Origin of the sequence: Oceanobacillus jeddahensis (assembly GCF_000750635.1) — a bacterium.
GTDB classification, from domain to species: Bacteria; Bacillota; Bacilli; order Bacillales; family Amphibacillaceae; genus Oceanobacillus; species Oceanobacillus jeddahense.
Genome location: NZ_CCDM010000002.1, coordinates 96,935 through 119,887 on the forward strand (window position 1 = coordinate 96,935; position 22,953 = coordinate 119,887).

The window sequence follows — 22,953 nt, forward strand, 5'->3', positions numbered from 1 at the left end:
TTTTCAATTTCAGAAGTACTTATACTCTGTCATTAAATAAGAGCAAAGAAAAAAATTGTTTGTAGCAATTGAGAAGAAATTTAAAGTAATTGGATACGTTACACTGAAAACAACAAAAGAAAGGAGCAGAATATGAAAAAAATGCAGAACGATATGCAATTACCAAATGTTGTGTCACAAGATAAATGGAATTCAGCTCGTAAGGAATTGCTGGCAAAAGAGAAAGCATTCACTAAAGCGCGAGATAGTCTGAGTGCGGAGCGCCGTCGACTTCCTATGGTAGAGGTTAATAAGGAGTATGTCTTTGAAGGTCCACACGGTAAAACTAGCCTGCTGGATCTGTTTGAAGGACGCCCACAACTTATTGTGCAGCATTTTATGTTCGATCCTAATTGGGAAGCAGGGTGTCCAGCTTGTTCACTTGCTACTGACAACATTGGTCATCTTTCTCACTTATATGCACGAAATACGTCACTGGCTATGATATCACGTGCTCCATTACCTAAGTTGCAACGGTACAAGGAGCGTATGGGGTGGAATATTCCTTGGTATTCGTCCTTCGATAGTGATTTTAATTATGATTTTCATGTGACGCTCGATGAAGCTGTTGCTCCGATTGAATACAATTATTTAACGAAAGATGAGCTTGTCCAGAAGGGCGTACCTGTTGATTCTGGAGAGTCTATGGAAGTGCCTGGCTTTAGCACTTTTGTTCGGGATGGGGAAAGGATTTTTCACACGTATACAACGTATGCCCGTGGAACGGATATGTTAATTGGTACATTCAATTATCTCGATTTAACAGCTCTTGGAAGACAGGAGGACTGGGAGCAACCATCTGGGCGCAGTGACGGGAATGGGAAGACATGGCTTCGCAGGCATGATGAGTATGAACACGCATTTGAATCGAAGGCTTGTTGTCATTCAAAAGAGGAAGAACTGTAATCTAATTTGTCTCTATCTAATTTTGTAATATTTAAGAATAGGGGTGATGCTATGATCACGGCATCACTCTTTCTTATTAAGAGCAGAACAAAATAAATAATTTGGAAGAAATGAAAAAAGGGTATTAGTATAATAGAGATAAAAATAAAGGAGGTCTAGTATGAAAACGACTAGAGAAGCATTCAATAGTGGAAATAATATACTTTAAAAAATCCTAAATTCAAGTACAGTGAGACAGCCTATTTTTATAAAAAAGGTTTCTTACAAGTTTTTAATACAATACGCATAGACTAATCTACAGACTGGGGGCGTTTGTGATATTAAAGCTATTTCAATATAACTGGCAGGTTAGGGATGATTGGTTTACATGGTGCGAGTTTATATCAGAAGAAGAATTAGTAAAGCGACGGATTGGTGGATTGGGCAGTATCTTACACAACATGTTTCACATTATAGATGTTGAATATATGTGGATGTCTGCTTTACAAGGCTTATCAGTGCCAGAGGAACCATCATTTGAGAATTATGCTAATTTAGCAAAATTAAAGGGATTTTCCAAGCAAAGCCAAAGAAGGATAGAACCTTTTCTAGTATCTTGGACAAGCGATATGGAATCACAGATACTTTCAGAAGCTGATTTCACTAGGGAGCCAGTTAGTCCCAGAGAAAAAGGGTATAGGCAATGCGTTACTTCCAGTAAACATGGAGAGATTATACGTCATGTCCTTGTCCATGAAATACACCATATTGGTCAGCTGTCTGTATGGGCGCGTGAATTGGGAAGGGAGCCTGTTTCAGCAAATCTTAGAGGAAGAGGACTTTTTGAAGGTTAGAGGGTTAAATCAATAAATATTTGATCCAGTAATAAAATACTTTAATGGGATAACTGAGAGCAGAAGATGAACAAACTTTATAATAAAATGCACTGGCTTGCCTCTTTAGTTATGATATTGCTTAAAGGGGCTTTTTTATGCGAAAAGTATAAGAATAAAATATCTCAAGTTGTTAGTAAATGGGATATAAAAGATTAGAAGACAGAAAAAGAAAAACATCTTTCAAAGACTTTCACTAAATAAGGAGGACGCACAATGAAGATAAAAGAATTACCAATCGAATTCGAATTTAATGGGCAAAAAGAATATATTTATCCCAGTTTAATTATATGGAATAGTGAACTAACCCTTGTTGATACTGGGTATCCAGATTTTCTGCCATTAATTAAAAAGGAAATTTTAAAGAATGGATATGAAATGAAGGATGTAAAGAATATCATTATTACCCATTATGATGACGATCATATCGGCTCTTTATATGATTTCAAAGAAACGTATCCTTGGATTAATATTATTGCGAGTGAAATAGAATCAAAATATATAAGTGGTGAACAGGAGTCAGAACGGCTCGTTCAAGCCAAAGAAATGTTAGTAAATATGCCAGAGGAAGAAAAAGAATTTGGTGAGTGGTTTGTAGGAGAATTAGAAAAATTGAAGCATGTTTCCATTGATGAAAAGGTGAAAGATGGGGATACGATTTTAGACAACCAGTGTGAAATCGTATCCACGCCAGGGCATACTTCAGGACATATTTCGCTTTATTTTCCAAACCTAAAGAGTGTTATTACAGGGGATGCAGGTGTGAATGAAAATAATGAATTAGTGGTAGCTAATCCACACTTTTGTTTGGATATTTCAAATGCAAAGGAGTCTTTGAATAAAATTAAAAACCTTCAAGCTGAACATTATTATTGTTATCATGGTGGAAAATACTGTTTATAGTTGGAAGGTGGAGCCTATGGAATCTAAGCTAATTATTATAAGAGGAAACTCCGGGAGCGGAAAAACAACTACTTCGAAAAATCTTCAAAATTATCTAGGACATGGAACGCTGTTAATTTCTCAGGATGTGGTTCGCCGTGAAATGTTGAAGGTTCATGATAGAGAAGGAAACTTATCTATCGATTTAATTCGCCAAATCGCCGAGTATGGGAAAGGTAAGTGTGAATTTGTTATTGTAGAAGGAATTTTGTATAAAAGCCATTATGGTGAGATGTTGGGGGATTTGATTCAATTTTACAACCGGAAAACATTTAGCTATTATTTTGATTTATCCTTTGAGGAAACTGCTACACGTCACAATGCTAGTTCGAAAAAAATGGAATTTGGGATAGATGCTCTACAAGCTTGTTGGAAACCAAATGATTATCTTGGAGTGGACGGAGAAACATTACTGACTAATGATATGTCGCAGGATAATGTATTGGAACTGATTTTAAATCAACTGCAGAGGTAATGTTTATATTGATAAAAAATGTTGAATAAAAGAACCTTTAAATTAATATGCAAAAAAGAATTGTTTTATCAATCATCTTTTATAAAAATAAACATATAAGCATAATTATGAGCGAGCGTATTAGAGCGGAAAACTATTATTTTAAAAATGAAAACGAACGCTTGAATTAAAAAAATAGGAACATCGTAAAAAATATATGATAAAGTTGTTGACAATGATTTTGAAACATGATAAATTATATCTTGTCGCTAAAAACGACGGATCAAAAATTGCTCTTTGAAAACTGAACAAAACAACCAGTACGAAAGAAGAAAAACAACCTCGTTTTTCTTAAAGAAATAAGTCAGAAGTTGACTTCTGAAAGCTAAAGTATTCAAACACTTTTATGGAGAGTTTGATCTTGGCTCAGGACGAACGCTGGCGGCGTGCCTAATACATGCAAGTCGAGCGCGGGAAGCGAACAGAACTCTTCGGAGGGACGTTCGTGGAACGAGCGGCGGACGGGTGAGTAACACGTAGGCAACCTGCCTGTAAGACTGGGATAACTCGCGGAAACGCGAGCTAATACCGGATAATACTTAACATCACCTGATGATAAGTTAAAAGGCGGCTTTTGCTGTCACTTACAGATGGGCCTGCGGCGCATTAGCTAGTTGGTGGGGTAAGGGCTCACCAAGGCGACGATGCGTAGCCGACCTGAGAGGGTGATCGGCCACACTGGGACTGAGACACGGCCCAGACTCCTACGGGAGGCAGCAGTAGGGAATCTTCCGCAATGGACGAAAGTCTGACGGAGCAACGCCGCGTGAGTGATGAAGGTTTTCGGATCGTAAAACTCTGTTGTCGGGGAAGAACAAGTACGATAGTAACTGATCGTACCTTGACGGTACCCGACCAGAAAGCCACGGCTAACTACGTGCCAGCAGCCGCGGTAATACGTAGGTGGCAAGCGTTGTCCGGAATTATTGGGCGTAAAGCGCTCGCAGGCGGTTCTTTAAGTCTGATGTGAAATCTTGCAGCTCAACTGCAAACGTGCATTGGAAACTGGAGGACTTGAGTGCAGAAGAGGAGAGTGGAATTCCACGTGTAGCGGTGAAATGCGTAGAGATGTGGAGGAACACCAGTGGCGAAGGCGACTCTCTGGTCTGTAACTGACGCTGAGGAGCGAAAGCGTGGGGAGCGAACAGGATTAGATACCCTGGTAGTCCACGCCGTAAACGATGAGTGCTAGGTGTTAGGGGGTTTCCGCCCCTTAGTGCTGAAGTTAACGCATTAAGCACTCCGCCTGGGGAGTACGGCCGCAAGGCTGAAACTCAAAAGAATTGACGGGGACCCGCACAAGCGGTGGAGCATGTGGTTTAATTCGAAGCAACGCGAAGAACCTTACCAGGTCTTGACATCCTTTGACCGCTCTAGAGATAGAGTTTTCCCTTCGGGGACAAAGTGACAGGTGGTGCATGGTTGTCGTCAGCTCGTGTCGTGAGATGTTGGGTTAAGTCCCGCAACGAGCGCAACCCTTAATCTTAGTTGCCAGCATTTAGTTGGGCACTCTAAGGTGACTGCCGGTGACAAACCGGAGGAAGGTGGGGATGACGTCAAATCATCATGCCCCTTATGACCTGGGCTACACACGTGCTACAATGGACGGAACAAAGGGAAGCGAATCCGCGAGGTGAAGCAAATCCCATAAAACCGTTCTCAGTTCGGATTGTAGGCTGCAACTCGCCTACATGAAGCCGGAATCGCTAGTAATCGCGGATCAGCATGCCGCGGTGAATACGTTCCCGGGTCTTGTACACACCGCCCGTCACACCACGAGAGTTCGTAACACCCGAAGTCGGTGAGGTAACCTTTTGGAGCCAGCCGCCGAAGGTGGGACGAATGATTGGGGTGAAGTCGTAACAAGGTAGCCGTATCGGAAGGTGCGGCTGGATCACCTCCTTTCTAAGGATAATTAACGGAATTTGTACTGGTTTGTTTGGTTCAGTTTTGAGAGAGTAATTCTCTCTATTTGTACCTTGAAAACTAAATAAGAGTAACAACGACATCAAACTTTAGAAATAAGGCAAAGAAGCTATAATATAGCGACACAAATGATTACATGTTGTAATCAACGAGCTTATTCAAAAACTTTAGTTAAGTGAATAAGGGCGCACGGTGGATGCCTTGGCACTAGGAGCCGATGAAGGACGGGACTAACACCGATATGCCTCGGGGAGTTGTAAGTAAACATTATTATCCGAGGATTTCCGAATGGGGGAACCCACTGTTCGTAATGGAACAGGACATCTATCTGAATACATAGGGTAGATGAGGCATACCCGGGGAACTGAAACATCTCAGTACCTGGAGGAAGAGAAAGAAACATCGATTTCCCAAGTAGCGGCGAGCGAAACGGAAAGAGCCCAAACCAAGAAGCTTGCTTCTTGGGGTTGTAGGACATTCCATTGGAGTTACAAAAAAATGCTTTAGATGAATCGACTTGGAAAGGTCAGCCATAGAAGGTAACAGCCCTGTAATCGAAAAAGCGTTTTCTCCGGAGTGTATCCTGAGTACGGCGGAACACGTGAAATTCCGTCGGAATCCGGGAGGACCATCTCCCAAGGCTAAATACTCCCTAGTGACCGATAGTGAACCAGTACCGTGAGGGAAAGGTGAAAAGCACCCCGGGAGGGGAGTGAAATAGAACCTGAAACCGTGTGCCTACAAGTAGTCGAAGCCCGTTAATGGGTGACGGCGTACCTTTTGTAGAATGGACCGGCGAGTTACGATTGTATGCAAGGTTAAGTGGAAGACACGGAGCCGTAGCGAAAGCGAGTCTGAATAGGGCGAAGGAGTATGCGGTCGTAGACCCGAAACTGTGTGATCTACCCATGTCCAGGGTGAAGGTCAGGTAACACTGACTGGAGGCCCGAACCCACGTATGTTGAAAAATGCGGGGATGAGGTGTGGGTAGCGGTGAAATTCCAATCGAACACAGAGATAGCTGGTTCTCTCCGAAATAGCTTTAGGGCTAGCCTCAAGATCATGAGTACTGGAGGTAGAGCACTGATTGGACTAGGGGCCCCTACCGGGTTACCGAATTCAGTCAAACTCCGAATGCCAGTTACTTTAACTTGGGAGTCAGACTATGGGTGATAAGGTTCATAGTCGAAAGGGAAACAGCCCAGACCGCCAGCTAAGGTCCCAAAGTATACGTTAAGTGGAAAAGGATGTGGCGTTGCACAGACAACCAGGATGTTGGCTTAGAAGCAGCCATCATTGAAAGAGTGCGTAATAGCTCACTGGTCGAGTGACGCTGCGCCGAAAATGTACCGGGGCTAAACGTATCACCGAAGCTGCGGATTGTTCTTACGAACAATGGTAGGAGAGCGTTCAAAGTGCTGTGAAGTCAGACCGTGAGGACTGGTGGAGCGCTTTGAAGTGAGAATGCCGGTATGAGTAGCGAAAAAAGAGTGAGAATCTCTTTCACCGAATGCCTAAGGTTTCCTGAGGAAGGCTCGTCCTCTCAGGGTTAGTCGGGACCTAAGCCGAGGCCGATAGGCGTAGGCGATGGACAACAGGTTGATATTCCTGTACCACCTCATGATTGTTTGAGCAATGGGGGGACGCAGGAGGATAAGGAGTGCGCACCGATGGATGTGCGTCCAAGCATGCGAGGAAGTCAGATAGGCAAATCCGTCTGACATGTTTCTGAGCTGTGACGGGGAGGGAAATAGAGTACCGAAGTTCCTGATTTCACACTGCCAAGAAAAGCCTCTAGTTAGATCATAGGTGCCCGTACCGCAAACCGACACAGGTAGGCGAGGAGAGAATCCTAAGGTGAGCGGGAGAACTCTCGTTAAGGAACTCGGCAAAATGACCCCGTAACTTCGGGAGAAGGGGTGCTCACTTGTGAGTGAGCCGCAGTGAATAGGCCCAAGCGACTGTTTAGCAAAAACACAGGTCTCTGCGAAGCCGAAAGGCGAAGTATAGGGGCTGACACCTGCCCGGTGCTGGAAGGTTAAGGGGAAGAGTTAGCTCTTCGGAGCGAAGCTTTGAACCGAAGCCCCAGTAAACGGCGGCCGTAACTATAACGGTCCTAAGGTAGCGAAATTCCTTGTCGGGTAAGTTCCGACCCGCACGAAAGGTGCAACGACTTGGGCACTGTCTCAACGAGAGACCCGGTGAAATTATACTATGCGTGAAGATGCGCATTACCCGCGACAGGACGGAAAGACCCCGTGGAGCTTTACTGTAGCCTGATATGGAATGTTTGTGCAGTTTGTACAGGATAGGTGGGAGCCTTTGAAACGTGAGCGCCAGCTTACGTGGAGGCATCCGTGGGATACCACCCTAACTGTATGACCATTCTAACCCAGGACCGTTATCCGGTTCGGAGACAGTGTCAGGCGGGCAGTTTGACTGGGGCGGTCGCCTCCTAAAAGGTAACGGAGGCGCCCAAAGGTTCCCTCAGAATGGTTGGAAATCATTCGCAGAGTGTAAAGGCAGAAGGGAGCTTGACTGCGAGACCTACAAGTCGAGCAGGGACGAAAGTCGGGCTTAGTGATCCGGTGGTTCCGCATGGAAGGGCCATCGCTCAACGGATAAAAGCTACCCCGGGGATAACAGGCTTATCTCCCCCAAGAGTTCACATCGACGGGGAGGTTTGGCACCTCGATGTCGGCTCATCGCATCCTGGGGCTGTAGTCGGTCCCAAGGGTTGGGCTGTTCGCTCATTAAAGCGGTACGCGAGCTGGGTTCAGAACGTCGTGAGACAGTTCGGTCCCTATCCGTCGTGGGCGTTGGAAGTTTGAGAGGAGCTGTCCTTAGTACGAGAGGACCGGGATGGACACACCGCTGGTGTACCAGTTGTTCCGCCAGGAGCATAGCTGGGTAGCTACGTGTGGTAAGGATAAGTGCTGAAAGCATCTAAGCATGAAGCCCCCCTCAAGATGAAACTTCCCATCACTTGAAGTGAGTAAAATCCCTCAGAGACGATGAGGTTGATAGGTCCGAGGTGGAAGCGTGGCGACACGTGCAGCTGACGGATACTAATCGATTGAGGACTTATCTAAGTTTTTTTATGTCACGTTACTCTTATTTAGTTTTCAGGGTGCAAAACGTCCTCTGTAAGGTAAATACAATAAAGGATGTTCGGTTAAATCCATTCATGTTGTGTGGATAACACCGAATGACCAACATCCTGTAGGTCTGGTAGCGATAGCGAAGAGGTCACACCTGTTCCCATGCCGAACACAGAAGTTAAGTTCTTCAGCGCCGATGGTAGTTGGGGGCTTCCCCCTGCGAGAGTAGGACGCCGCCGGGCAATCAGTTATTTCACAGTACCTTAATGGTAGAACATCGGTTAATAGCCGACTGGTCGTAGATTTGAAGTTTAATTTTTAAAATCTACCTGTGAAATTATTTATTTGTCTACTAATTGAAAAAAATAACTGGCCCGTTGGTCAAGCGGTTAAGACACCGCCCTTTCACGGCGGTAACACGGGTTCGAATCCCGTACGGGTCACCAAAATCAATTTATATCGCGGGGTGGAGCAGTCTGGCAGCTCGTTGGGCTCATAACCCAAAGGTCGTAGGTTCAAATCCTACCCCCGCAACCAAAATGGTCCGGTAGTTCAGTTGGTTAGAATGCCTGCCTGTCACGCAGGAGGTCGCGGGTTCGAGTCCCGTCCGGACCGCCATATTCACTGATGGTTTAGATTTGTTTATAGATTTTATAATAAAGTGGAGGTATACCCAAGTCTGGCTGAAGGGGTCGGTCTTGAAAACCGAGAGGCGGGTCAAACCGCGCGGGGGTTCGAATCCCTCTACCTCCTCCATACATAATAGTTAATCGGCTTGGTAGCTCAGTCGGTAGAGCAGAGGACTGAAAATCCTTGTGTCGGCGGTTCGATTCCGTCCCGAGCCACCATTTTTAAAATAGTAGTGGAGGGATAGCGAAGTTGGCCAAACGCGGCGGACTGTAAATCCGCTCCCATCGGGTTCGTAGGTTCGAGTCCTACTCCCTCCACCATCTTCCATATGCGGGTGTAGTTTAGTGGTAAAACCTCAGCCTTCCAAGCTGATGATGAGGGTTCGATTCCCTTCACCCGCTCCATTATTAAAATGGGCCTGTAGCTCAGCTGGTTAGAGCGCACGCCTGATAAGCGTGAGGTCGGTGGTTCGAGTCCACTCAGGCCCATTACTTATACGAATATTTAGAGTACAAATTTCATATATTCGTATGTTAATATAAGGATTATTATTTTGCCCTTAACTCAGAAGGATAGAGCAACAGCCTTCTAAGCTGTAGGTCAAAGGTTTGAACCCTCTTTATGAGGTCTTTTTTTTTGAGAGAAAATATTCGGATAGTTGGAAGGTATCTCCCTGTAAGAGACGCAGATAACGTGAGGAATCCAATCCTTCCTTTTTTTCGGTTATTAATATTTGACGTTAGTGAAAGAAATCTCTGTTTTCTTATGAAAAGTTACAGGGTGGGAATTCACTAACGTCTTTTTTTGTTTTTATAAGGAGATCCCAAATAGGGGCTGTTCAAAGTATTTAAAACAGTCTCAGTCCGTTACTTAAAATTTTTATAAAGTTAATGCATACATAAAAATACAAACCCAGATAACGATAAGAAAATGGCCGGTGATAGAAAAATTTCGAATGAGTCATCCAAATCGTGTAATGATCAATGATGTGTATGGTTTATCCATATAAAATAAAAATGTTAACCCCTTAACACGGTCCGCTGGCAGAGTAACTGATAGTGTGTTTCAATAAGAATAGCAGGTACCTCCTCCTGAGATCTACCAACAATCGACTACATTGTAAACGCATCCATATGAAAATAGATTGTATACACAGTGCAAGCCATTACCATAAAAGAAGAATTCTTGAATAAAATAAGGTGGGATACTATTCAATTTTTTGGGATAGCAATTATTACATTTTCCGTTTTAGGAATTATCGCTTATCTTCTTTATTTAACTTTACCTCCTTTTATGAGTTACTTTGAGAGGTTAGCTAGAATAGCTTCAGGCAAAATAGTTAAAAACATAAAACATTATTTAAGCTTATGGAAATATATTATTTATACCATATACACTATAAGTTCGGTTGCTTTATTCTTTTTCGTTTTTAAATTAATTAATGGTGAGCAGTGGAGCTTAATTGCTTTTTTGACTTACCCATTACTGGTTATCTTTTTGGGGACTTTGGTAGATGAACTTAATAAAAATTTAAAAAAGAAAGTTTTTATACCTAAGGTGAGAATACCAGGATTTATGAAGGAAAATTACATTGTGGATAGATTGAAATTATTATGCGGTCGTATACTTTTGCATATTGTCATTTATTTATTAATTTTTTATATACTATGGACCATATTTGAAGTAACTTTGGATAATGACACAATTTCATATCAGAGTATATATTTTATGTTTGTCTTGCTTCCGATTGCTCTGACTATTTTTGTTTACATTGGGGTTAAAGATGAGAGTGAAATGAATCTTAGGCGGATTATCACATATTTGGGTTTATTGATTTTTGCATTTATTGATAGCTATAGCCAATTTAAAGAATTAATTTGGGGAAGAAGGACTTGGTTCTCTATTTAACTATTTCGTTTATATAACACTAGGGATATTTGCTGCGATGGAAAATTGTGTTAAGTCTATTTATAATGATTACCGTTTTTATCATAAGGAAAAATAATATATGTATGAGCCTTATCTTTGATATTTTGAAGATTAATAAATGGAATCGTCAATAAGAGAAAATTCGATGCGTTTCGATTTACTTCGTTTTGTTTTCTTGGTGTGAAAGTGAATTGTTTATATAGTTAGCATTATCTTTTGAATCTAATTGAAGCGGCTTTATTGGAGTATAAACATATCTATTGATGAAGATCTTATTATGAAGTATTTAGCAATTAAGAAGAAATCTGCGTCCCTCCTATGTGATAAGCTTAAGAAAACATAGGAGGGAAGGATCAAATGAAGGTTCAACGAATAGATCATATCGGTGTTATTGTAGATGATCTTCCTTCTGTCAAAGCTTTTTTTCTTGAGCTTGGACTTAGAGAGCTGGGAGAGGCAGAAGTAGAAGGGGAATGGGTGGAACGAATTATTGGGCTTCATGATGTAAAAGAAACGGTAGCTATGTTAGCGGTGCCGGAAGGGGAAGCAATGATAGAGCTGGTTAAATTCCATTCGCCATCAGATGAGAAGGATATACAGCATCCCTTAGCAAATACGCTAGGCATTCGGCATATTGCATTTGCAATAGAAGATGTAGAAGGTATAGTAGCTAAATTGAAAAAGAAAGGTGCGGAGCTTATTGGTGAGATACAAAATTATGAAAACGCATATAAATTATGCTATATTCGTGGACCAGAGGGAATTATTTTAGAGTTGGCGGAGAAAATCAAATAAATGTCCAAATAAAAATTAATGCCTACAAAAAATCGCTAATAACATTTTAAAGTTAATAGCGATTTTTCATTTCAAAACAAGTTGTATTGGACTTACTGAAAATATTAATTTACATTGGATGTTTCTAAATACATTTTTCTGTAATAACCATAGCTGCTCATCAATTCTTCATGGGTTCCAATTTCCTCTATACCCTGATGAGAAAAAACATATATCCGGTTTGCATTTCTAATCGTTGAAAGCCGGTGAGCAATTACGATTGTTGTTCTGTTTTTAGATAAACGCTCTAATGAATTTTGTACGATTCTCTCACTCCGATTATCCAGAGAACTCGTTGCCTCATCAAAGATAACTATTTTAGGGTTCTTTAAAAAGACTCTGGCAATACTAAGTCTCTGCTTCTGTCCACCGGATAATTTCGCACCTTTTTCTCCAATGACAGTATCATAGCCGTTTGGCAGCTTCATGATAAAATCATGTGCATTGGCTTGTTTAGCTGCCTCTATAATACTTTTTTTATCTGCATTTGGGTTTCCGTATTTTATATTATCTATTACTTTACCTGAATACATATATACGTCTTGTTGAACGATGCCTATATGTTTCCTTAATGCAGTTAGTTCCATATCTTTAATATCGATACCATCTATTTGTATCTGTCCGTTTTGTATATCATAAAATCTGGGGATTAACGATGCGATCGTCGATTTTCCGATTCCAGATGGACCAACGAAAGCAACATACTCACCTGCATTTATTGTAAGGTTTAAATCATTAATTATATTTGTCTCACTATAACAAAACGTAACATTTTTAAATTCTATATTTCCATGTATATGTTTTAATTGCTGTGGATTCGAGTGATTTTTAATAGCTGGATCGATTTGTAAAATCTCATAAAATCGGTTAAAGCCGGAAATCCCTTCCCTATATTGAACAGTTAGTTTCACGAACACCTGAATTGGTGTTGTGATATACGTTATATATAAAATAAACGTCAATAAATCCGTGATTGTAATGTCATTTTGTAAGATTAACACGGAACCGATGACTATAATAATAATAGGAAGCGCTTGCACAAGAGAGCCTGTTAATTCACTGTAAAGTGCTTCATTTTTATGAACAGACTTTTTAATGTCTATCAGACGCTTATTATATCGTTTATACTGTTCCAACTCACTTTTCTCATTCGTAAATGCCTTGGTAACCCTGCTTCCATTTAATGAGTTTTCAAGAAAACCATTAATTTCTCCTGTCATTTCCTTGTCGTCCTTATAAACATGATAAAGCTTTTTCTGGAAATACCATGTAATGACTAAAAAAATAGGGACGAAAAAAAGCAGCACAAGTGTCAGTTTCATACTGATGAATGAAAGAATGATAATCGCACCGACAAACCTCAATATATACATCAGCAAATCTTCTGGACCATGATGGTATAACTCTGACAAATTATATAGGTCATGTGTTAATCTGGATAACAAATTCCCTGAACTGTTATTATCAAAAAATGCGTGCGGCTGTTGATGAATGTGGTGAAATAGCTCTTCACTCATATCTTTTTCCATTCTGTTCCCCATCACATGCCCGTAATAATCTACAAAAATATGTGCCAGAAATTGAATAAGGATTAGAACCATCATGAATCCGCCTAATAGATAGATGAGAGATATATTTTCCTGAGAAAAATTGTTTAATAAATTATCAGTCATATATTTGATGATTAGCGGGATCGAGAGCGTAATGATGGTGACTAATAATGATGCAAATAACGTACTTACAAAAATTTTCTTATACGGTCGATAATACGATATGAATTTTTTTATTTTCATTAATTTCTCCTTAACATTTATTGGTAATGATTTATCAATAAATGAAGGAAGTCTATTTTATTGATAAATCAACATCGTAAACACTTTATCAAAGTTCCCGATTGACGATGGATCACTGTATTTGTTTTATTTAGCCTCATTATGATTCCCTCCAAACTCCTATTAGTTGCGTTTATTATAACAACCTAAAAACGCCAGTCAATACCATAAATGATTATAATTTTGAAAAGGATGGACTTGAAAGGTGTTGACCTTTTAGGTAAATTAAAATACAATTAAATTAACCTAATTGGTAAATAATAATAAAGGTGATATGATGCTACCAAAAATAAAGAGTCTAGAACCCAAAAGAAAAGATGCTATTTTAAATGCAGCATTAAAAGAATTTGCTGCGAATGGATTTGATGATGCCTCAACCAATGTGATTGCAAAAGAAGCAGGGATTTCAAAGGGGTTAATGTTTCACTATGTAAATAGCAAAAAAGATTTATTTCTATTTCTTTATGATTACTGTACAAAGATGATTGATGAAGAATATCTGGATTTAATGAATTTTGATGAACCGGATATTTTTGAAAAACTTCGTCAATCTTATCTACTCCAGCTTGAGTTGATCCAAAAGTATCCATGGATTTTCGAATTTATTAACCTTTCTTCTGCTACGAAATCTGATGAAGTGAATCGAGAGTTAGAAAAAAGAACACATGAAAAAGTATCCTCCTGTCATGAAACCATGTTTGATACCGTGGATGAATCTAAATTCAGAGAAGGATTAAACATAAAAAAATCAAAGCAGCTTATTTTATGGTCTAATGTTGGTTTTACCAATCAAATACTGGCGGATATGAGAAATACGAAAACTTCTGAATTAGATTATGATCATATTATTGCAGAACTCGATGGCTACCTTGATGAACTTAGAAAAGTTTTTTATCGATAATTCCAGATTAAGGTTTGGAAGAAGTTTGGGGAGGGGAGGAATGATTAACACGATGGAAGGGATTTAAATAAATAATTGGAGGTATTGGTATGGTGATGAAAAATAATACAAATGCATACCGGAGTAATCAGTCTTTAAATAGTAATCCCTATTTTGAAAACCTTTACAATATTGATGGGAGACGTTTGTTATTGAATAAGGCTGGTTCTGGAGGTCCAGCTGTTGTCTTTTTGCCAGCTGCTGGTATGGTGGGGCTGGACTACCTAAATATCCATCACTCTATCAGCGAGCATACAACTTCTGTCATTTATGATCGAGCTGGGACAGGTTGGAGTGAACAAGTTAAGCTGCCTAGAAGCGCTCAAGAGGTGACGGGGGAATTGCGACATTTGTTAAATCATGCTGGGATACCAGCTCCGTATCTCTTTGTCGGCCACTCGCTGGGTGGGTTATACGCGCAACGTTATGCTCAGTGCTTTCCAAATGAAGTAACGGGAATGGTTTTACTGGAACCAGTACATGAGGACTACCTTACCCGGACACCAAAATTTAAGAAACGTTACCTGTTCTCACAGAGTTTCGCTGTTCTTCGTACCTTCCTAACTTATAAACGCTCTTTTCGTGGTTTATATGAGCATATGTTTTCCGAATGGCCAGATGCGGTGCGTGAACAGTTGATTGAATATCATACCAGAACATTTTTAAAAATGAATGCGGAGAAGAAAAACTTAAATACCCAGCTTTATCGTGAACTTCGTGCAGGAGGGGATTTGCCAGACGTGCCATTGATTGTATTTACAGCGATGGAAACTGACGCAATGACATCTTTGGTGACGTGTCAATCATTCTTGCACGAGATTACGGAGTCATTCAATCATGTGAAGAAAACGATTTATAAGAATTTAGCTAATTCTGTCTCATATGGAGAACATCGAATACTTGAAAATGCCGGGCATGCAAGTATTCATATAGATTGCCCAGATGAAGTAGTGAAAGCAATTCTGAATTTGTTAGATAAAAGAGCAGCATGAAATGAAAAAAAAGGGGAATAAGATCAAGAATATAGAGCAGAGCGGATTTTGCTAGGTAAAGAGCTATTCAAATAAATCGGAAATCGAGGGATGATATGAACCGTCAATCATTAATTAAAAAATTTGATAAGCAGGCAGATAAATATGATAAGCGGCGTAGGAATGATCCATTGTATCGGTTTCGGCAACGAATTTTTCAAAAAGCAGAGGGAAATGTTTTGGAAGTTGCCATTGGTTCTGGTCTCAATTTTCCCTTCTATAGTGAAAATATTAAACTGACAGGAGTGGATTTTAGTCACGAAATGTTAAAAAAAGCAGACCGTGCGGCAAAAGATTATGCTTTTCATTCTGTATTTATCCAAAAAGATGTTGAGACGGTTGAATTCAACGATGATAGCTTTGATACGATTATATCTTCTACTAGTTTTTGCGCTTATCAAGAACCTGTTGAAGTCTTGAATAAATTTCAAAAGTGGTGTAAACCAGAAGGGAAAATACTGATGCTAGAGCATGGAATCAGTACGAATACATTTTTGGCAGGAATGCAAAAAATGGTAGATCCATTGGCATTAAGAGTTGTAGGATGTCATCAGAACAGGAACATTTCTAATATTATAGAAAAGTCTAATGTAAAGCTCATAAAGGAAGAGCGTTATTTAGCAGGTTCATTATATTTGATATGGGCTGAACCATGATGAGAAGGTTTAGATTCTCTACAAGGAATAAAGATGAGAAACAAGTAATTAATGAATGAAAACTATCGTTCCTATAGATAGAATCAAGGAATGCATGGAAAACAATAAAGCAACCTTTCTGATTTTTATCATACACTTAAAATTATATTGGAGGAAGAAAGCCAATGTTCAAAAGTAGGACTCCTAAAATGTTGGATGAAAAAGGCGAGGTATTGGAAAATAGTGTTTCGATATTAGAACCTGTTCAGATTGCCGGGATAAAACAATGGATATTAGTTCGCGGAGAAGATCAAAACTGTCCGTTACTCCTTTTTCTTCATGGAGGGCCAGGTTCTGCACAGGTTGGTTTTATTCGTAAATATGAGCAAGCGTTAGAAAAACATTTTATTGTGGTAAATTGGGACCAACGCGGTGCTGGCAAGTCAGGAAGAAAAGTCGATCCATCAACGATGAACCTAGCTCAAATGGTTGAGGATACAAATGAATTGATTACATATTTGCTATCACGGTTCGGAAAGAGAACGCTATTTCTTGCTGGTCATTCATGGGGCAGCATATTAGGCGTTCTTACAACACAAAAGTATCCTGAAAATATTACTTCCTATATTGGTATTTCCCAATTAGTTAACATGGAGTTAAACGAACAGATAAGTTATGATTATGCTGTTCAACGTGCTCAAGAAGCAGGGCATCAAAAAGCTATTGCAGCTTTATCCAAAATTGGTCGCCCACCTTACTCAAACTTTAAAGCAATGATGAAACAGCGGAAATGGCTGATTAAATTTATACCGATGGAACTTTCATCGGATTATCTGTTGCGTGCCATTCTCTCATCCACTGAATATACCTTAGTAGATTGGTACTTCTTCGCTAAAAATATTCTGATATCCAATCAATTATTGTGGGATGAATTCATGAACGTTAACCTCTTTGAAGAGGTTCCTCAATTATCTGTGCCTGTCTATTTATGTGAAGGACGACACGATTATCAAGCGCCGTTTGAACTCGCAATACAATACATCGAAAAACTAAATGCCCCACAAAAGAGAATTTTTTGGTTTGAGGATTCAGGACATTCTCCGCATATCAGTGAACCCAAACAGTTTTCCGAGATTTGCTTGCATATTAAAAATACGTATAAAACGGAATCAAGAAAAGAAATCAAACCTGAGGTGCTTGTACACCAGAAATCTAGATGATCGCATGGAAGGTAAGAAAATTCGTGGTGCCTATGATACTAAAAATAACACTAAAGGGAGTTCGTTATCAAAGATGTCTTTGGTCGTTTTGTTGTATTAACGTGATCTTGATTACATTGCTGAAATAGATATCTTGTGAGGACCCAAGGTATTTGGTACTCTAACTGTATGGTAAAAGAACAAAATTTGAGACACAATGAGCACATGCGAGAAAACGCTTACCTATTATTCGTCCATTGTTTTAGGTGATGGAGTTTTGATTATATTTTTCGAAAAATAATCTTTTTTGTTTTCTATAAAGAAGGGAACATTGTATAAGTGGGTATGAGGAGGGAAATAAGATGCCAATCCACTCATTAAAGTATCAAAAAGCACTGCAAATCCAACGGGAAATTTCGGAAACATTGAATAAAAGCACCGATCTTCATGAGATTCTGCAATTATCATTAGAGCGCTTGCTTGAATTAATGGAATTGGAAACCGGATGGATTTTTTTAACGGAGGATAATACTTTTTACCAGCTTGCTGCTGATTATCAACTTCCACCTGCAATGGCTGATAATAGAGAAGAACTGATGCATTGTCAGGAAGGATGCACCGATTGTACGTGTTTGCAGCTTTATTGGGAAGGGCATATGAAACAGGCTGTCAACCATGTGAAATGCATTCGTCTAAAACAAGCCGTCGCGGACAAGATGGGGGAAACGCGAGGACTTACCCATCATGCGAGCATCCCTCTTACAATTCGTGGGAAGAAAATTGGATTGCTTAATCTAGCTTCACCTGGGCGCCATCGCTTTCATGAGGATGATCTTATCCTTTTAGAAACCATTGCTTATCAAATAGGTGCAGCAGTAGAACGGACGCGTTTACATCAACAGCAAACAAAAGAAGAGGTACATGCTACGGCGCGTTATCTTATCGATGCTTATGCCAATGCTGAAAGGATTAAACGTGAAATTGGTAATGTTCACACCCGAAATGAATTATTTCAGGGAATCATGGAGGAGCTACACCATCATTTACCTCATTGGACACATGCAGCCATTATTACAATGGAGCAAGGGAGATTAACGATTCAAATTTGCTTAGATGAGCACGGACCCAAAGAAGTTTTTGATAAAGAACAAAAAATTAACCTTTCCCAGCCAGATCTGATTCGAAGAGCTTATGTTCAGCAACGTATCATGCAAGAAAATAAGAAACCGTTGCATTTTTCCTCTTTAAAAGATCATCAATCTCTTTATTCCATCGCCTTTCCTTTATTTATGCGTGAAAGACCTGAGGAAACATTCGGTGTGTTATTGCTCAGTCGAAGTACGACAGCATGTGACTATTTGGAAATTGGAATGTTGGAAGGGCTTGCGAATCATTTCTCGATGGGAATTGAACGCATTCGTTTGTATGAAGAGTGGGAAGCTTTGCTTGTTAGTAAGGAAAGAAATCGACTTGCTCGGGATTTACACGACTCCGTGAATCAAAAATTGTTTGCGCTCTCGTTAATATCAGGTGGACTGCAAGAGCTCATTGATAAGGATGAACATACAATTTTGGAAGCTGTCCGGGAAGTTCAACAACTTTCTAAAGAAGCATTGATAGATATGCGAAGTTTGATTTGGCAGCTTCGTCCCGATCATCTTGAGCAGGGACTTGTCACTTTATTCAACGAATATGCACAAAAAATTGGGGTCGAACTATCTATGGAAATTCCGGAGAATTTAGAGCTAAATCAATCGTGTAAAGAAGCATTGTGGCGAATTGGGCAAGAAGCATTAAACAATATTCAAAAACATGCAGGGACATCTAAAGCTGTGATTGTCATGGAATCAGATGCTGATGGCTTTATGATGAAAGTGATCGATCAAGGTAATGGAGGTGCTGTTGAAAAACAGCAATCCCTTGGTATTACAAGTATGAAAGAACGGACTGAAGAACTTGATGGTTCTTTCCATATAAACAGCGAAAAAGGAAAAGGCACGACGATTATTGTCCGTTTTCCAAACGATAGAAAAGGAAGGTGATATCTTTTGAAAATATTACTTGTTGATGACCATCTTGTCGTTTTAAAAGGTCTGCGCTTTTTTCTGCAAACACGACCCGGTATTGATATTGTCGGTGAAGCCCAGGATGGAAAAGAAGCATTGCAGCAGGTGAAAAAACTGCAGCCGGATATTGTGTTGATGGATGTGATTATGCCAATTATGGATGGCATTGAAGCGACTCGGCAAATAAAAGTAGATTATCCTGATGTGAAGGTTGTTATACTCACTAGCTCCTCTGATAAGGATCATGTCATACCGGCAATTCGCGCGGGCGCCAGCGGTTATCAGCTCAAAGATGTGGATCCAAACTTTTTGGAAGAAACCCTCATCGCTGTTATGGACGGGGGGACTTCGCTTCATTCGGAAATAGCCAGTCATTTAATGGTGCATGTTTCTAAGGAAGATAAGAATCAATCTAGTTACTACGAGTTGACTCCAAGAGAACGCGTCGTTTTGGAACATATCACATATGGAGAAAGCAACAAGGAGATTGCTGCAGCTCTTCATATCACAGAGAAAACGGTGAAAACGCATATTACCAGTATTCTTGGCAAAATGGACGTCCAGGACCGAACACAAGCAGCTATACATGCTTTAAAACATCGATGGTTCGAAATTTAAATATAAAATGAAACTTCATTTTCACGCTTTATTTTGAGGTGGGAGTTTTTACGAGTGATTCTCCGTGATAAATATGCGACGATCGTCGTAGAAAAGGTCTTATTAATAATAAGGCTTTTTTTGTATGCAATTTTTAGACAGCTGTATGATGTGTCAGATTTCCAGAGTCAGTATAGTAAAAGTAGATGAAAAACAAGGAATAAAGGAGCGTGACAAGGATGATGAATCAACAACAATTGCCTAGATGGTCTAGGGATTATCTGCATTATATTCAAGTCTCTGTGAAAGAGCCGTCGCTGGAATATTTAACAGAAATATCCAGCGCACATCTAAATCAAATTCCTTTTGAAAATATTAGCACATTACTGCAATTTGAGGAGTACCACCAAAAAGGAAAACTTGTTCAAGATGAGGAGCGGTTTGTTAAACAATTATTTCAATATCATATGGGCGGAACATGTTATGTCATTAACAGCAGCCTTCTTCAGCTACTAAAAGAACTTGGTTTCCAAAGCCGTTATGCTTTTCTAGGTGGAGGACATGTAGCTTTGCTTGTTCAGATTCCGGGTGAAATAGAAGAGGTGTATGTCGATGCCGGAAATGGTGCTCCTTTTTTTGAACCGGTTCATTTGCAAACAAACCCGATGAATGTCTCTCGATTTGGAGGAGTTGAGATAAGACTTCGCCCGGGAGATAAAACAGGAACCTATACGTATTATCGTTATACGAATGGAAAATTATCTGAGAATATGATTTGGGATTTTGACACGAGGAAAATCTATCAATTTGATGATTTTCAGCCGGCAATTAAAGAATACTTCCAGCCTAATGGATTATTTACGTCTAATCTACGCTGTCAAATCTGGCAGCTGGATCAGCAGCGTTCGTTGTCTTTAGTCAATAATGTGTTAAGTATTCAATATAGTGATGGAGAAGTTGAAAAGCATATACTAACGGATCGTCAAGCTATTCGTAAGGTAATCGACCAGGAATTTGAGCTTCCTAAATTGCCTGTTGAAGATGCAATAGATGTCCTTGAGGAACTTGGGACGGATATTTTCACATGAAAGTAAAGGAACTTCAACTAAGTTCTCCGCGTTGTGGGGGAACGTTGAAGTCAGGACATCCATGTGCAAGTAATGGAAGATTCGTAAAAACGAACATTAACGCTGCATATGTAAATGGTTAAGTCATATGAAAAGGAGAGTTGGCAGCTATGAGTAACACAAGCGATAATCAAGGAGGAAGTAACGAGTACGCTAATGAGGTGCAAAAAGCAACATGGCGGGAATGGCTGGGGCTTGGGACATTAACTTTGGCGGTTTTTATGCTTTCCACAGACATGACCGTTCTCTTTCTTGCCACACCATCGATTGCTGCTGATTTGGGACCAAGCGGCACACAAATGCTTTGGATTATTCATGTTGGTGAACTGCTGGCTGTAGGATTTGCACTAACGATGGGGCGTCTAGGTGACAACATAGGAAGAAGGCGACTACTTGTAATTGGTGTAACTGTCTATGGGTCAGCTTCTTTTCTGGCTGCATTTTCGACAGAGCCCTGGATGTTAATTGCTGCAAGAGCATTTCTTGGTGTAGCTACTGCAACTGTAATGCCTTCCACAATGTCTTTATTACGAAATATGTTTTTTGATCCAAAGCAATTTTCAGTAGCCATCGCTATTAATCTTAGTGCATTCTCTGCTGGCATGGCGTTAGGCCCTCCAATGGGCGGTTTACTCTTGGATTATTTTGGGTGGGGCGCGGTATTTCTAATTAATGTCCCAATTGCTATTTTCTTGTTAGCGATATCACCTCTTCTTCCTGAATATCGCAACAAAGATTCAAAACGTATCGATTTTATCAGTGTTTTGTTGTCCTCATTGGCATTAGTCACATTTATTTTTGGTTTACAGGAAATAGCTAACACTGGTTTTAATATGTTTTACGCTGGATCAGTAGTGATTGGTATTGGAACTGGGATTCTGTTTATTCGTCGGCAGTTAAAAGCGAAAGATCCATTATTAGATTTGAGCATGTTTCGAATCCGCATATTTAATTTTTCATTGATTGCTTTGATGGTCATCATACTTGTAATAACTGGGGCAGATATGTTTTTTGCACAACATCTGCAAGCTGTTGTTGGACTTACTCCAACGAAGGCGGGACTCTTACTGATTATTCCTGCGCTTTTATCAATGGCTGGAACGATGATATCCCCCGTGCTTACAAGGTGGATCCGCCCGGCATACGCCATGGTCATGGGACTTTTAATTGCATTAGCTGGTGCACTGCTTATTATATTAACGGTGCATGATGCAGGATCACTTATTTTAATTATTGGCGCTTCCCTGCTTGCTTTCGGAGTAGGACCTACGATGACGATTACTGGTGAGCAGCTTATCTCCAGTGTTCCGCAAGAACGTGCCGGCTCTGCTTCTGCGATGTCCGATGTCAGCGGTGGATTTGGCTCGGTAATGAGCATTGCATTTATTGGAAGTCTGGGAATGTTGGTTTACCGCCTAACTTTGATGGATTCCCTCCCTGCTGGAGTACCTTCAGAAATAGCTGATTCAACCATGGAAAACGTTGGTTCTGCCGTTGCTGTATCAGAAAGGTTTCCAGAAATGCTTCAAGCTATCCAATCGTCATTTACGGTTGCACTTCAAACGATCTATGGAATAACTGCAATTGGTTTGTTTGGTTTAATGGTTATTATTATATGGAAGTTTAGGTTTATAGGGAAGGGGGACTAAAAACCCGATTTTAAATCCTGGAATGTTTATCACGAAGAACCGTCCATAAAACTCCTCCTCCAAATAAAGCGTAAAAATAAATATATTTAGGCGGGGATCAGGTGAGCTAACTCCCTGAATCACTTAGGCTAACGCAGTGGGAGAAGAGTAAAACATGAGCTTATAATCCTTTTAAGAAGCATTA

15 protein-coding genes, 9 tRNA genes and 3 rRNA genes are annotated in these 22,953 nt (G+C 40.1%); 26 read left to right on the top strand and 1 reads right to left on the bottom strand.

The features are described from left to right. Positions 1-132: 132 nt before the first annotated feature. From BN986_RS08155 to BN986_RS08240, 18 genes are all read left to right on the top strand, one after another. Positions 133-945 (top strand): DUF899 domain-containing protein, encoded by an 813-nt coding sequence (locus BN986_RS08155; RefSeq protein ID WP_040979352.1) that lies wholly within the window; start codon positions 133-135, stop codon positions 943-945. 317 nt (positions 946-1,262) lie between these two features. Further along, positions 1,263-1,778 (top strand): DinB family protein, encoded by a 516-nt coding sequence (locus BN986_RS08160; protein ID WP_040980695.1) that lies wholly within the window; start codon positions 1,263-1,265, stop codon positions 1,776-1,778. A 255-nt stretch (positions 1,779-2,033) separates the two neighbouring features. Next, complete coding sequence (locus BN986_RS08165; protein ID WP_040979353.1) at positions 2,034-2,720, top strand: MBL fold metallo-hydrolase; 687 nt, start codon at positions 2,034-2,036, stop codon at positions 2,718-2,720. A 16-nt stretch (positions 2,721-2,736) separates the two neighbouring features. Then, positions 2,737-3,234, top strand: a complete 498-nt coding sequence (locus BN986_RS08170) for a kinase (RefSeq protein WP_040979354.1) — start codon at positions 2,737-2,739, stop codon at positions 3,232-3,234. 382 nt (positions 3,235-3,616) lie between these two features. Next, positions 3,617-5,178, top strand: a 16S ribosomal RNA gene (locus BN986_RS08175). 190 nt (positions 5,179-5,368) lie between these two features. Further along, a 23S ribosomal RNA gene (locus BN986_RS08180) occupies positions 5,369-8,291 on the top strand. Positions 8,292-8,426: 135 nt separating this feature from the next. Next, a 5S ribosomal RNA gene (gene rrf, locus BN986_RS08185) occupies positions 8,427-8,542 on the top strand. Together the 16S, 23S and 5S rRNA genes with 9 tRNA genes alongside form the textbook arrangement of a ribosomal RNA operon. A gap of 129 nt (positions 8,543-8,671) precedes the next feature. Then, positions 8,672-8,746, top strand: a tRNA-Glu gene (locus BN986_RS08190). Between the two features lie 14 nt (positions 8,747-8,760). Beyond that, positions 8,761-8,837: transfer RNA gene (locus BN986_RS08195), tRNA-Met, on the top strand. Between the two features lie 4 nt (positions 8,838-8,841). Then, positions 8,842-8,918, top strand: a tRNA-Asp gene (locus tag BN986_RS08200). A 45-nt stretch (positions 8,919-8,963) separates the two neighbouring features. Next, positions 8,964-9,056 (top strand) — tRNA-Ser (locus BN986_RS08205). Positions 9,057-9,072: 16 nt separating this feature from the next. Continuing rightward, positions 9,073-9,148, top strand: a tRNA-Phe gene (locus tag BN986_RS08210). A 16-nt stretch (positions 9,149-9,164) separates the two neighbouring features. Continuing rightward, positions 9,165-9,250: transfer RNA gene (locus BN986_RS08215), tRNA-Tyr, on the top strand. 10 nt (positions 9,251-9,260) lie between these two features. After that, a tRNA-Gly gene (locus BN986_RS08220) sits at positions 9,261-9,334 on the top strand. A gap of 10 nt (positions 9,335-9,344) precedes the next feature. Next, positions 9,345-9,418 (top strand) — tRNA-Ile (locus tag BN986_RS08225). 68 nt (positions 9,419-9,486) lie between these two features. Next, positions 9,487-9,559: transfer RNA gene (locus BN986_RS08230), tRNA-Arg, on the top strand. Between the two features lie 526 nt (positions 9,560-10,085). Continuing rightward, positions 10,086-10,838: a hypothetical protein gene (locus BN986_RS08235; RefSeq protein ID WP_040979355.1), complete on the top strand. Its 753-nt coding sequence runs from the start codon at positions 10,086-10,088 to the stop codon at positions 10,836-10,838. 378 nt (positions 10,839-11,216) lie between these two features. Beyond that, positions 11,217-11,654, top strand: a complete 438-nt coding sequence (locus BN986_RS08240) for a VOC family protein (RefSeq protein WP_040979356.1) — start codon at positions 11,217-11,219, stop codon at positions 11,652-11,654. Positions 11,655-11,758: 104 nt separating this feature from the next. Here the strand turns inward: BN986_RS08240 and BN986_RS08245 are convergent, their stop codons facing one another. Further along, positions 11,759-13,486: an ABC transporter ATP-binding protein gene (locus BN986_RS08245; RefSeq protein ID WP_040979357.1), complete on the bottom strand. Its 1,728-nt coding sequence runs from the start codon at positions 13,484-13,486 to the stop codon at positions 11,759-11,761. Positions 13,487-13,775: 289 nt separating this feature from the next. Between BN986_RS08245 and BN986_RS08250 the strand changes: the two genes are divergently transcribed. The 8 genes from BN986_RS08250 (at position 13,776) to BN986_RS08285 (ending at position 22,769) form a co-directional block, all read left to right on the top strand. Continuing rightward, on the top strand, positions 13,776-14,426 hold the full coding sequence (locus BN986_RS08250; protein ID WP_198136790.1) for a TetR/AcrR family transcriptional regulator: 651 nt from the start codon (positions 13,776-13,778) through the stop codon (positions 14,424-14,426). A gap of 89 nt (positions 14,427-14,515) precedes the next feature. After that, on the top strand, positions 14,516-15,457 hold the full coding sequence (locus BN986_RS08255) for an alpha/beta fold hydrolase (protein ID WP_052400703.1): 942 nt from the start codon (positions 14,516-14,518) through the stop codon (positions 15,455-15,457). A gap of 95 nt (positions 15,458-15,552) precedes the next feature. Beyond that, positions 15,553-16,152: a class I SAM-dependent methyltransferase gene (locus tag BN986_RS08260; protein WP_040979359.1), complete on the top strand. Its 600-nt coding sequence runs from the start codon at positions 15,553-15,555 to the stop codon at positions 16,150-16,152. A 164-nt stretch (positions 16,153-16,316) separates the two neighbouring features. Continuing rightward, complete coding sequence (locus BN986_RS08265; RefSeq protein WP_081922163.1) at positions 16,317-17,351, top strand: alpha/beta fold hydrolase; 1,035 nt, start codon at positions 16,317-16,319, stop codon at positions 17,349-17,351. 341 nt (positions 17,352-17,692) lie between these two features. Next, positions 17,693-19,372 (top strand): GAF domain-containing sensor histidine kinase, encoded by a 1,680-nt coding sequence (locus BN986_RS08270; protein WP_040979360.1) that lies wholly within the window; start codon positions 17,693-17,695, stop codon positions 19,370-19,372. A gap of 6 nt (positions 19,373-19,378) precedes the next feature. Beyond that, positions 19,379-20,014 (top strand): response regulator, encoded by a 636-nt coding sequence (locus BN986_RS08275; protein ID WP_040979361.1) that lies wholly within the window; start codon positions 19,379-19,381, stop codon positions 20,012-20,014. Positions 20,015-20,232: 218 nt separating this feature from the next. Then, a complete protein-coding gene (locus tag BN986_RS08280; protein ID WP_081922164.1) occupies positions 20,233-21,081 on the top strand; it encodes an arylamine N-acetyltransferase in 849 nt (282 codons plus the stop codon). 149 nt (positions 21,082-21,230) lie between these two features. Continuing rightward, a complete protein-coding gene (locus BN986_RS08285; protein WP_052400705.1) occupies positions 21,231-22,769 on the top strand; it encodes an MFS transporter in 1,539 nt (512 codons plus the stop codon). Positions 22,770-22,953 lie beyond the last annotated feature (184 nt).